At 47.4% G+C, this 11612-nt stretch carries 10 protein-coding genes; 2 read left to right on the top strand and 8 right to left on the bottom strand.

The genetic code is table 11. The annotated features are described in order from the left end of the window. Together ABIK47_07055 and ABIK47_07050 are read left to right on the top strand one after the other, a co-directional pair. A partial coding sequence (locus ABIK47_07055; protein ID MEO0020376.1) for a sugar transferase occupies window positions 1–1004 on the top strand: 1004 nt, incomplete at its 5' end. A 6-nt stretch (window positions 1005–1010) separates the two neighbouring features. Next, window positions 1011–1943: a hypothetical protein gene (locus tag ABIK47_07050; protein MEO0020375.1), complete on the top strand. Its 933-nt coding sequence runs from the start codon at window positions 1011–1013 to the stop codon at window positions 1941–1943. Between the two features lie 22 nt (window positions 1944–1965). On the opposite strand, the gene ABIK47_07045 is transcribed toward ABIK47_07050, so the two are convergent. From ABIK47_07045 to ABIK47_07010, 8 genes are all read right to left on the bottom strand, one after another. Continuing rightward, window positions 1966–4266 (bottom strand): S8 family serine peptidase, encoded by a 2301-nt coding sequence (locus ABIK47_07045; protein MEO0020374.1) that lies wholly within the window; start codon window positions 4264–4266, stop codon window positions 1966–1968. Beyond that, window positions 4263–5333 carry an alanine--glyoxylate aminotransferase family protein gene (locus tag ABIK47_07040; GenBank protein MEO0020373.1) on the bottom strand — a complete coding sequence of 357 codons (1071 nt, stop codon included), beginning with the start codon at window positions 5331–5333 and terminating at the stop codon, window positions 4263–4265. The genes ABIK47_07045 and ABIK47_07040 overlap by 4 nt, the downstream gene beginning before the upstream one ends. 11 nt (window positions 5334–5344) lie before the next feature. Next, complete coding sequence (locus ABIK47_07035; GenBank protein ID MEO0020372.1) at window positions 5345–5743, bottom strand: secondary thiamine-phosphate synthase enzyme YjbQ; 399 nt, start codon at window positions 5741–5743, stop codon at window positions 5345–5347. Window positions 5744–5856: 113 nt separating this feature from the next. Further along, complete coding sequence (locus tag ABIK47_07030) at window positions 5857–6906, bottom strand: radical SAM protein (GenBank protein MEO0020371.1); 1050 nt, start codon at window positions 6904–6906, stop codon at window positions 5857–5859. Between the two features lie 161 nt (window positions 6907–7067). Beyond that, complete coding sequence (locus tag ABIK47_07025) at window positions 7068–8573, bottom strand: N-6 DNA methylase (protein ID MEO0020370.1); 1506 nt, start codon at window positions 8571–8573, stop codon at window positions 7068–7070. A 4-nt stretch (window positions 8574–8577) separates the two neighbouring features. Continuing rightward, window positions 8578–10077, bottom strand: a complete 1500-nt coding sequence (locus tag ABIK47_07020) for an AAA family ATPase (protein ID MEO0020369.1) — start codon at window positions 10075–10077, stop codon at window positions 8578–8580. After that, window positions 10074–11309, bottom strand: a complete 1236-nt coding sequence (locus tag ABIK47_07015; protein MEO0020368.1) for a restriction endonuclease subunit S — start codon at window positions 11307–11309, stop codon at window positions 10074–10076. The genes ABIK47_07020 and ABIK47_07015 overlap by 4 nt, the downstream gene beginning before the upstream one ends. Before the next feature lie 27 nt (window positions 11310–11336). Then, on the bottom strand, window positions 11337–11612 hold a 276-nt coding region (locus ABIK47_07010), incomplete at its 5' end, for a hypothetical protein (protein MEO0020367.1).

The following is an 11612-nucleotide window of genomic DNA, read 5'->3' as shown; positions in this document are numbered from 1 at the left end:
TCCGATTCTGGGTGGCGCTCTGGTTGTATCTCACATTCATTGCCCCCCTTATCGGCATCCTCTTCCGCCGAATGTTCCCTGAAAGGGTTGTGTTTGTTACCGACTTCAATCAGAATCAGGTCGGGCTGTTGCGCTGGTGGGGTTTTGAATGCGCCCAAATTGTCCCGATCGATGGGCTTGAGGAGTGGCTGAAAAATAACTCGGAGAGTGTAGGCAGGCTCAGGGATTTTAAAACGATTGTTGTTGATATCAGCGACATCAAAACCGAACAGGGCGTATCCGCAATTGCACCAAAATATTTTATTGACTTCATCGGCATCCGTTCATTTAAGATGTCCGCCTATCTCTTGGGCCCTCACCCCCGTGCTATCGGACCCTTCGTTGCCGAAGGGATTGGCAGACGACTGAAAAGGATTGTGGATTTGACCGTTGCCATTTTTGCCCTTATTCTCCTGGGACCACTAATGCTCTTGGTGGCGCTATTGATAAAGGCAACCAGCCCCGGACCGGTCTTTTACCGGCATCGGCGCCTCGGAAGGAATATGCGGGAGTTTGATGTTTTGAAGTTCAGAACAATGTACAACGATGCGGACAAAATCCTTGAGGAAATCCTGAAAAATGACCCCAAGAAAAGGGCGGAGTTTGAAAAAAACTTCAAACTGAAAGACGACCCGCGCATCACCCCTGTGGGAAGGTGGCTGCGGAAATTAAGCATTGATGAACTGCCCCAACTTCTCAATGTCCTTGCCGGTCAGATGAGCCTTGTTGGTCCAAGACCGATTGTGGAAAAGGAGATTGAATATTACCTTGACTACTCCCTTTTACTCTTTCGCGTACCCCCTGGTCTGACCGGGTTGTGGCAGATTTCCGGCAGAACCGACACCACCTATGAGGAGCGGGTGCGGCTTGACACCAAATATGTCCGCGAGTGGAGCCTCTTTGGGGATTTGGCGATTATCCTTAAGACCATCCCGGTGGTTCTGTCCCGGAAAGGGGCGTATTAAGGAGGTATGATGATTATTGAGCCGCTTGATGTTGTGGCGCTGCGACTCGCAGAAGCCCGCTCCTATTTTTTAGCCCAACACACCCAGGACTTTGCCGCTCTCCTCGACAATGCCGGAATGACAGGTGAGGATTACATAAAGCGCCTTCACCGTCTTCGTCAGGCAGGTTTAATTCGCTCCCTTCATCTTACCATAATTGTACCCCGGCTTTTAGGTGGCAAATGGGTATGGGCGGCGATGCTTGCAAAAACCCAAAACCCGCTTGAAAATGCCAAGATTTTAACCAGCCGGTTGCCGTTTGTGACTGAAATTCTTATCAACTCCTGCCTCCCTCAGGATGTTGGACCAAACCTCGGCCTACTCTTCTACTCCCGTGACTTTGACAATGAAATCAGGTTCATCCAAGCCAGTTCTGGGCTGCAGGATGTTGAGGTGTTCAAGATTCAGGGGTATTCCTACCCCGTTGCCCTCCCCCTTTCCCGCGATGAACAGGGGTTTCTTAGGTTTCTGGCGAACAATCCCCAAGCGGACATCGGTGCTATTGTCAGCGCATTTGGTCAGAATGAAAACTGGGTAAGGGCAAAACTTGATCGCCTGCTCTGGAACGAGAAAAACCCTTCAGGCGTATTTCGTATTCAGGCGGATATTGACTGGTCGGTGGTTAACAACTTCGGTCACTTTCACTTCCTCCTTGAAACCGGCCATCGTCCCGAACAGATTGTTAAACTTCTTGGCGATGAGGGCTTTCAACTCATCCTTGCGGGCAGACCTGTCAGCGGCCGGTTTGTTGGTGTAGAAGCGGATGTATGGGGTCTATCTGACCTTTTGCGCCGGGTGGAGTTTTTAGAAAAAATCAACGGCATCCGGGTTGCGGGTGTGATTTATCACCGTGAGGTTCTGATTCACAGCGTCTGGGTGTTAAAAATTATCGGAGCCTGAACAGAAAAGGCTGGGCAGCTGCTTATTTGACCAATGTGATTTTTCCCGTCTGGATTTTTCCAGGGAATTGAGACAATTGGTAAAAATAGACACCCGCGGGTAGCCTTTCACCATTTTTATCTGTAAAACGCCACCGCAATTCGCTCTGGTTGTAATTATTAATTAATGCTACAAGCCTACCATTGACAGTCCAAACTTTCAGTTGGGTACCTACAGGAATTTTCATCCCCGAAAATTTAGGGTTAACGATGTTCTGCTCTAAATTATTTATTGGGAGTGATTTTGTGGGGTTCTCATCCACCCCGGGAGTAATCCCCCCCACATTCCCCTTTACCACCAATGCATAAGGTTGGCGGAAGGTATAAATATTGCGTGCATAAACCCGAATCCTCCATACACCTGTTAATGGACGGGGTAAGTAAAACACCTCCTCAACATTGCGCTCGTCCCACACACCTGGATTGGGAATGGACGCTCCTTTAAACAACTGATTTCCCCGGTAGCGGTTATTATCCGGGCTGATGAGTTCCAGATTCAGGTCGTTAACCAGTGCAATCTGGGCAGCAGGTGCACCTGCGGTATCGGTCCAGGCAAGAACTACCCGCAGCGGCTTGCGCCTTTCAATTGTCACCTGATATTCATCAAACTGACCGGTCTCAATCCCGATGGTTTCATCAACAAATGTCCAACAGACTGAGTCATCAGGAAAATGCATTATCTGGGATAGATTAAGCCTGCCCCAGCCAATCCTTATATCTGGAATCGTTTCTGCCCCGACATTGGTGTCGGTAGCACACAGTGCCAGCGCCCGCATCAGCGCCGAGCTGGGTGCATTTATTGCCCGCGACGGGTCAGGATACCCAAAAGGAAACCATCCCTCTTTCAGATACTGGCGCAAAAGTGCCAGTGCGCCGCAGGCTGCGGGTGCAGCAAATGAGGTGCCATCGCGAACCCAATAGGTATTGACACCTGCGCCCCAGACGGTACTAATGCTTTCTGCTGGTGCCACAATATTGGGCTTGATGCGTTCATCCCGTGTTGGACCGGCAGATGATAATGAATAAATAAGATTACTTCTGGTGCCATTACCGCAACCACCAACCGTTAAACAGTTCTTGGCACACCCAGGATGTCCAAGTTTATATCTTCCGCCGCCGCTGTTACCAGCAGCCCAGACCGCAAGAAACTTCTTGTCCTGCCAGGAGACCGCATCAAGCGTGGCATCAGCCAGCCGGTAATAACCAAGATAATCGGATGTCCCGACCGAACCGGAAATCTGGCGAACCGGCTCGCCCAGCCCAAGACCCAGCCGGACCGAATCAAGCATCTCAGTAAGGTTGTCAGAATAGATATAGTTGCCACTGGCGGTAGCGATATCAAGGAAATATATCCTTGCCTCAGGTGCAATCCCGTCAAGGTCGCTTAAATTTCCACAGACCGCATCATTACCTGCAAGGGTCCCGGCAACCCCAGAACCGTGATAATAAACTGCGCCCACATCGCCAAACGCCGCCTCCTTGTAAAGTTTATAGGCAACAATCTTACGATGGTCAGGATAGACTCCTGGTGCCTCCAAAGGCAGATTTGGGTCCCGGAACATATCATGCTCGGTGTTAATCCCTGAATCAAAAAGCCCGATAATCATCCCCTGTCCCCGAATCCCCTTTTCCCATACCCTTCTTCCCTGGATAGGGTCAGGAACAACCGGACTCCAGCCGCTCTGCAAAACCCACTGCACATCCCGATTAAAAGGGGCAAAAACCTCTGCCTCCTGAATCCAAGCAACCTCCTCTCTCTCTGCGAACTGACCAACTGAGAAATTTCCCATTCCCAATTGCAAACATGCCTCTGTTTCTCCTGGCCAGAAGGCAACTGTTAATGGACCTGTTGGCTTCCGTCTCAAACCGTGTCTCCGCAGTTCTGGCGCCAGTTTGTACTCAGGGAGAAAAGGACCAACCCAGTCAACCTGCCCGAGAATTCCTGCTAACCACCTTTTGACTTCATCATAGTTCATTTTGTATTTAGCCCTCGCCACCACTGTCTGATAGGCGATGTAGCATACCGGTTCAAACCCAAGTTTTCTTAATACTTCCAGCCACTCCTGCCTGAGGGGTCTTGAGAAATGAACCAGCCAGTATTTCGTGATTGGCAGTTGGTCAGTTGTTATTTTTGAATTTATATCTATTGTTATCCCGTTGGCAAACCTGATAAGTGATGCTGAAGAATAAGGCTCGGGCTCAAACCTTGCTTTATTCTTGGTGAGGTTTATTCCCGGTCCCGAGAGAGAGCAAAGTGCGAGCCCGAGCCAGAAGGCAAAATTCACAACTTGAGGATTTCCACAATCGCTCTGGTGACCTCCTCCATATCCTTCATCGTTAAATCACCCATATGGGCGATGCGGAAGGTCTTCTCCTTCAGGTCACCATAGCCATTGGAAATCTGCATTCCCCTTTCACCCAAGGCACCATTCAAATCCTTAACACTTATGCCCCGGGTATTGGTAACGGTTGTCAGCGTCACCGATTCATACCCCGGCTCAGGAAACAGGGCAAAATACCTCTTTGCCCACTCCCGGGTGAACCGCGCCATCTCCTGATGCCTTTTGTAGCGGTTCTCCATCCCCTCTTTCAGGATGGCGTCAAGCTGTCTGTCCAATGCCCAGAACAGAGATATCGCCGGAGTGGTGGGCGTCTGCTTATCCTTCTCATACCGCTTGAGCATCGCCTCATAGTCAAAGTAATAGCCCCGGTCAGGGATTGTACGGCATTTCTCCAGCGCCCGCTGTGAAACAATCGCCACCGCCAGACCCGGAGGCAAAGCCACACATTTCTGGCTTGAGGCCACAACCACATCCAGACCCAGCCGGTCAATATCAAACCAGTCGCCCATCAAACTTGAAACCGCATCCACCAAAATCAACACATCCGGATACCTCTCCCTTACCATCTGGGCAATCTCCTCAATCGGCGCGCGCACACCGGTTGAGGTCTCATTCTGCGTGATTGTTACCGCCTCATAACCGCCCTTTTTCAGTTCGGCATCAACCATCTCCGGCCGCACCGCCTTACCCCATTCCACCCTTACCGCTTCAGCCTCCTTGCCGCACGCCTGCGAAATCTTAAACCAGCGGTCAGAAAATGCGCCATTCACCGTATGCAGAACCCTTTTGCGCACACAATTTCTAATCGCGCCCTCCATCAGACCGGTTCCAGATGCGGTCCACCAGAAAACATAATTGTTGGTCTTGAGAACCTGTTTCGTCTTCTCAATGCAGCGCTGATTCAGTTCGCCAAACTCCTTAGAACGGTGACCAATCATCCACTGCGCCTGCGCCTTTAATATCTCCTCCCGCACCTCGGTTGGTCCGGGAATGAAAAGTTTCTTATGCATTTTTCCTCCTTTTATTTATCGCCAATGACCTTTACCAAACACCTTCTTTCCCTTGGTCCGTCAAACTCGCAGAAGAAAATCCCCTGCCACCTGCCCAACGCAAGCCTGCCATTCTCAACCGGTATCGCCTGAAAACAGCCAACCAGCACCGACTTGATATGGGCATCGGCATTACCTTCGGTATGGTGATAACCTCCACCTGCCGGCACTAACCTTGACAGGGTGTCAGCGATGTCCCTTGCCACATCCGGGTCATAACTCTCATTAACCGTTACGCCCGCGGTTGTATGCGGCACATAGACAAAACAGATGCCGGAAACCACCCCGCTTCTTTTCACAATCTCCTGAACCTCACCGGTAATATCAACCAGTTCGGTCCGGCTGCGGGTCTTGATTCCAAAGGACTCCATCAGCCAATAATCTTAACCCTTTCCTCGCCTCTGTCAAGCGTTCCAGCCAGTCATCCCCTTTTCCATCTGTCCGAGTTTCCCGCGGAATGACCAACCCTGGATGTCCCTCCCCTTTAGGGATGCAGGAGAAAAAGATTGCCGATATTGACATTCGTAAGATGGCGTTTTGCCACCTTATAACACGACTCCACCTGCTCCTTTGGGGTAATTGGCAGGTCATTCATAAAAAAGTCTGGATGGAATACCAGAAGGGAATAGGGAATCTCCTTGCTCAAAGAGGCAATAAATTCGGCGATTTTCCCAACCTCAACCTCATCCACATAACCAGGAACCATCAAAGTGGTAGCGGTTAGAACCGGCTCGGCTCTCTTGAAGAAAAATTCCTTTGCCACTAAGGCAAAATTTTCATAGGACTTTCGGTTGGAACACCCTGACAAACCAAAACTTACACCCTCATTGAACGCTTTTAAGTCAAACTTTACATTCCCCCCTGACTCAAATGACATCCTTGCCGCCTCCAGAACCAGATTCTCATTCCCGACACCGTTCCACTCCCAGCAGATTCTCACCATTTTTCTTTTCAAAATCTCTTTGGTGGCATAAAGGGCAAAAGGTAACTGGGGTTCTATTGAGCCACCAAAGAAGCATATGCATGCTACCCGTTCGTTTAGCGCCTCATTGATAAAATCATCCACCGACTTTTCTGGCGCTCGGGCTATCTCCTTATGCTGGGGGTTCTGACAGAAAAGGCAGTTAAATGAACAGCCATAGGCAAAAACCGCCAGATTGAACATCCCTTTATTAACCCTTGTTGCCGGGCAAAACCAGGCGGAACAGCAGTTGGTGGGAATCGGGTCAAGGTAGGTATAAATCAGAGCATTATGTATTGACACCCGGCTTGTCAATTTCCCGTTTCTCATCTCCCTTAACCCACAATACCCCTTCTCCCCTTCACCAATCTGACAGTGATGGACGCAGAGCCGACAACCCCTCCCATTTTTACTTCGCGGCGGTTCTCCGGGCAGACCGAACCTCTCCCTCACCTTCTTATGCGCATCGTAAATTACCGGGAGACACCTACCTAAATTTTCCCGCAGACAGTCAACGCACAAACCGAGAACCTGGGCACCACACTTCTCCTTCTCGCAAATCTTACAAACCATCACTAAAATTTTAACGCGCTAAAACAAAAATGTCCATTTTACAAGCAACTCCCCTCTTAGTTTCCGGTTTTCCGAACTACGAACCAAACATGTGGCATCAGTTTTGCCAGTCGCAACGAAAAATCATTTTAACCTTTGCCAGTGTATTATCGGTTGTAATCTTATACTCCCTTTTGCCTCAGTAATTTAAGAATCTGGGAGATTTCCTCGGTTTCCTGCTCAATTATTGATAGTAATTCTTCTGGGGTTCTGGTGTCTTCAATGACTTTCCGATTGGGATTAACCGCTTTTATGTCATAACCCTTTGCCTCAATCTCCTCAATCGGCACCCGCCAGGAACGCTCGCTGACGCCCCGTTCGGGCAGCAGGCGGAAAAAATCCTCAAAATGTTGAAAAGTTAACGGCTGTTTCTTGGTAACATTTATATCCGACAGGTCGTAATACCAGATTTCCTTTGTTGGCTCTCCCTTTGTAAAGAATAGCAGGTTGGTTTTACTCGCCGCACCGGCATTTACAAATACCTTGGGGGGTAAACTCACAATACACCACAGGTTGCACTCATTCAAAAGTTTTCTTTTTGTCTGGACAAAGGCATTTTCATTTGTTCTAAAAAGCACCCCTTCATCCATCACAATTCCACACCTGCCACCAGGTTTCAGACTGTCAATCACATGCTGGAGAAAGAGCACCTGCGTTGAACTTGTTTTATAAGCAAAACGGGTCTGGGCATCTTTTCCTTCCTTGCCGCCAAAAGGCGGATTGGTAAGAATCACATCAAAAAGAGCAGGCGCATCCTGAAATAGTCCGCCATAAACTTCTAACCCGGTTAATGTATTGCCATGCCAGATATGGGGTTCATCTATCTCTTGAAGCACAAGATTGGCAAGAACGATAGGATAAACAAGATTTTCTTTCTCTCGTCCGTAAAATGTCCTTGTTTTAAGCGTTTCTATATCGTAACCGGTCTTTGCCTTTGCTTTCATATACTGATAAGCCTGTGCCAGAAACCCGCCAGTTCCGCAACAAGGGTCATAAACGGTTTCACCAATCTGCGGGTCAATTACCTTCACCATTACCCGAATTACCTCGCGCGGTGTGAAAAACTGCCCACCGTCGTTGTTTTTCTCGCCCATCTTTTGCAAGAGCCCCTCATAAACCTGCGATATGGGAAAGATATGAGTTTCGTCAATATTCTCAACCGAAAGCAGATTAATCTTATCCAGAATATCCAGCAGATTCCTCTCGGTATCAATGCCGGTTCGCTCAGTAGCGGAAAATACCTCACTGATGACCTTCTGTCTTGGTGTCGCCCCCGGTCGGTTCTTCAGATTTCTCAGATATGGTATTAGTTCACCATTGACAAAAGACATAAATGCGCCCAAGGTGCTCGCCTGCAACTCCTGCCGCTTTCTGCCATCAGGTGCCGCCCAGTCCCGCCAGCGATAAGGGTATTCCAGCGAAGGGGTAAAAGAGACGCCCAGCGCCCTTTTCTCTTCGGCTTCATTCTCTTCCCGTTCATCCAGAATTCTTAAGAAAAGCATCCAGGTCAGTTCCGGCACATACTGCAAAGCACCTGCCCTGCCCGACCGGCGCATAATGTCACAGATGGATTTGATATAGGCGTTTAAAGACTGCGGTGTGGTGATTTTACGGATGTTGGCACTCATAATTTTATCCCCGGAATTTATCATGTTTGCTAACGGAATTTATCATATTTGCTAATTTCTTGTAGACTTTCGGTATCTTGTTATTTGAAAACCATGCTGGTAATTTAATGAGCGCCTCGGCTCGCGATAACTTCTCAATATTCAGCATCCCCTCCTTATTGGGGCTTTGGAGTAGTATTCTGTCGCTCCCAAAAACCTGCACCAATTGCTGGATTAACTGCTCTGATCTCTGATTTCCCGAATCTTGATCAATAAGGATGTAAAAAGGAATATTGAACATCTCTAGAATCTTTGCAATGTCTTGAATAGCGGTATTGCTGTTACATTCGATTATCGATATCCCCTGCTCATCCAGTCGAATACCCAGATTTTCAAGGGCTAAACTGCACGCTATTTTGTCGGTGGCGCCCTCAACTAAAACTACCGCGTTCGCAAAAAAGACTTCATTCACTGCTTCGTCGAATTTTGAAATAATTTTAAACCTGTCTGGCTCAGTTAAATCCAAATCCTTTCCTCTCCCAGAAAAAACTTTTGTTTGTCCGTTTTCCTTCCGAGTAATATAAATATTATTAAAATCAGCGATATTTACAAATGAACGCTCATGAGTTGTGTAGATCACCTGAACGCCGCCTACCGAAAGTTCTTTTAGAAGGTTATAGAAATTACGGCAGGCGTGAGGATGAAGATATAATTCCGGTTCCTCCATTGCGATAACCAGCGGTTTTCTAACTATCTCAGCATAAGCCTTTGCCACTGCAACTGCTAAAGCACTTTGTGTACCTGCTCCCATATCCTCAGCATCAAACTCCATGCTTGAGTCACGTTCCCTAAGATAAGGACGGACATTTTTTATTATTTCAATCGGGTCTGTTATCGAAAATCTGAGCATTAACTCCAACCCGGTTTGTCTTCTAACATAATTTCTTAGTATCTCTTCAGCTTTTTCCAAATCAGGTTTGATTTCCGATTCGAAGGAGGCATCAAGCGTCCGCTTAAATTTCTCCTTATTGGTGGAATCTATGTGAGATTCAATATGCTTGATTAACTTTCCGTATAGTGTCCACTGACTTGGCCTTATCTGCTGCGTTGCCTGCCGGTCTAAACCCAGGTACATCAATGCAACTTCGTTCTTCATATCATTCGATACCCTCACTGGGTTCGAGGACTGACCATACTTAACCGGCTGTCCTTCCTGATCTATAGCAATATATTCGCAAGTTTGTAAGTCAGCTGTCAATCGGAAACCGCACACACGCTGGTCACACTCTAAATGTCGATCAAAAATAACCTCAAATTTTATCTGTTTTGAAGTATCATAATTGTGAAAATCCTTTTCCGAAAATGATCTAACTGTAGGATATTTATCCCCGAGTATCACATCTAATGCGGAGAGTATATTAGATTTACCGGCATTGTTAGGTCCGATGAATGCGTTCATCGGACCAAGCTCAATCTTCAGCTCGCGAATCGACCGATAATTTTCCACCACCAACTTTTTTATCATAATTCCCCCCTGAACGCCTTTCTTAAAATTGCCTGCGGCAGGGCGTTGATTGTTTCAAGTTGCTTTTCAATTGATAGACGAAGTTTCTCTACATCCGCCATCTTTTCCTTTAGCTCCGCCACAATCCGCCGCTGGACGGGCAGGGGCGGGAGGGGGATGAGTTGATTAAAAAACTCTTTACGGTCAAGATTTCTTAATCCTGTTGTTGTGTCTTGAATTAGTTGCAGAACTTTTTTGGCATTAGGCGATTGTAAATAATAATATATATAGAAATAATCCACAATTTCTGGTATTACTCTTAATCGCATAGTGAAATTTGAGAATAAATATGTTCTATCGTCAGGGGGTATAAAAATTGCGCTCTTGCCAAGCAAATCTTTACTGCCGCTTGACGAAGTTACTAAAATATCACCAGGTCGCAATGACTTTTCATTTAAGTACCTACGGTCAACTTTTCTGCGCGCAATTTCATTATAAACCATTTTACCATCTTGAATATTGTTCGATCTTAAAACTAAATAAGACTCGGTTTCCGCATTTGGTTCTTCTCCCCAGATGCCGGATGTATACTCACACACCTCGCCCAGCCTTTTTCTTTCCCAGTTTTTTGCCTCTTCGCTTTCAAAGACTTGGCGCAGGTATGCAGAAGGGAGAGCCTTTACCGCCTCCAGTTGCTTTTCGCAGGCAGTTCTTGCCTTCTCAACCTCATCCATCATCTCCTTTATTTTCGCCACAATCCGCCGCTGGACGGGCAGGGGTGCTATGGGCACAAAGAATGATTTCAATCTCCCAATCGAGAGATTAGGAATTGTTGTCTCGCTTGACTGGCCGAAATACAATCCGAAGACCTTGAATGCCGCTTGCATCCAGTACATGTAAAATTCTGGCAATATACTGGCGTCTTTTTTTCGTAAACGATGCACATGGTTTTGGTGAAGACAAACATCAAGTTGTCCATTCCAGACAGCGGTTCTACCAACTTCACCTCCTTCGCAAATCAGCAAGTCGCCCGGCTTTAAAGTTAATTTAGATACTTCTTCATCTGTAAAATCCATATAATCCAATGTGGATAAATCTAACTTACCCCATAAAACATTAAGCGTACGCAAAAATGGTTTTGGAGAAATGCCCGCGCGCCTCATAGGTGACATTGCAGCACCTTGCTGTAATTCAAACACCTCACCCAGCCTTACCCATCTCCAACCTTCCGGCAGTTTATATGGTTCGTTCATTTTATACATTAATGGGTTTATGGGGCATTATGCTGCAAAGAGCCTGCGCTTGGTTTCGGTGATAATTTCTCTTGGTTCACCAATTTCTCTTAATGCCTGAATACCGCCTTTTTTAATTATCTCAAAGATGTGCGGGTTTTCCAGTTCGTCGGTGCCGCCGCTGGCAAACTGCCGGGCAATGGCAAGCAGGGTTTCCCGGACGCGATTTGGCAACTGGTTCAGCCATTCCTGGTGCTTATATTCCAACGCCTCAACCCTTTCTTGCATCGTCTTGGGCGCCATACCATAGGCAATCTCGGCTAA

It is taken from the genome of candidate division WOR-3 bacterium (genome assembly GCA_039801245.1).
Taxonomy (GTDB): Bacteria; Hydrothermota; Tepidihabitantia; order Tepidihabitantales; family Tepidihabitantaceae; genus JAOABP01.
This window is presented reverse-complemented; position numbering and strand designations above follow the sequence as displayed.

Excerpts from the sequence above, each read along its gene's own strand:
- ABIK47_07050 (MEO0020375.1), top strand. The coding sequence starts at position 1,011 with ATGATGATTATTGAGCCGCTTGATGTTGTGGCGCTGCGACTCGCAGAA.
- ABIK47_07040 (MEO0020373.1), bottom strand. The coding sequence starts at position 5,333 with ATGCATAAGAAACTTTTCATTCCCGGACCAACCGAGGTGCGGGAGGAG.
- ABIK47_07035 (MEO0020372.1), bottom strand. The coding sequence starts at position 5,743 with ATGGAGTCCTTTGGAATCAAGACCCGCAGCCGGACCGAACTGGTTGAT.
- ABIK47_07030 (MEO0020371.1), bottom strand. The coding sequence starts at position 6,906 with ATGGTTTGTAAGATTTGCGAGAAGGAGAAGTGTGGTGCCCAGGTTCTC.
- ABIK47_07025 (MEO0020370.1), bottom strand. The coding sequence starts at position 8,573 with ATGAGTGCCAACATCCGTAAAATCACCACACCGCAGTCTTTAAACGCC.
- ABIK47_07020 (MEO0020369.1), bottom strand. The coding sequence starts at position 10,077 with ATGATAAAAAAGTTGGTGGTGGAAAATTATCGGTCGATTCGCGAGCTG.
- ABIK47_07015 (MEO0020368.1), bottom strand. The coding sequence starts at position 11,309 with ATGAACGAACCATATAAACTGCCGGAAGGTTGGAGATGGGTAAGGCTG.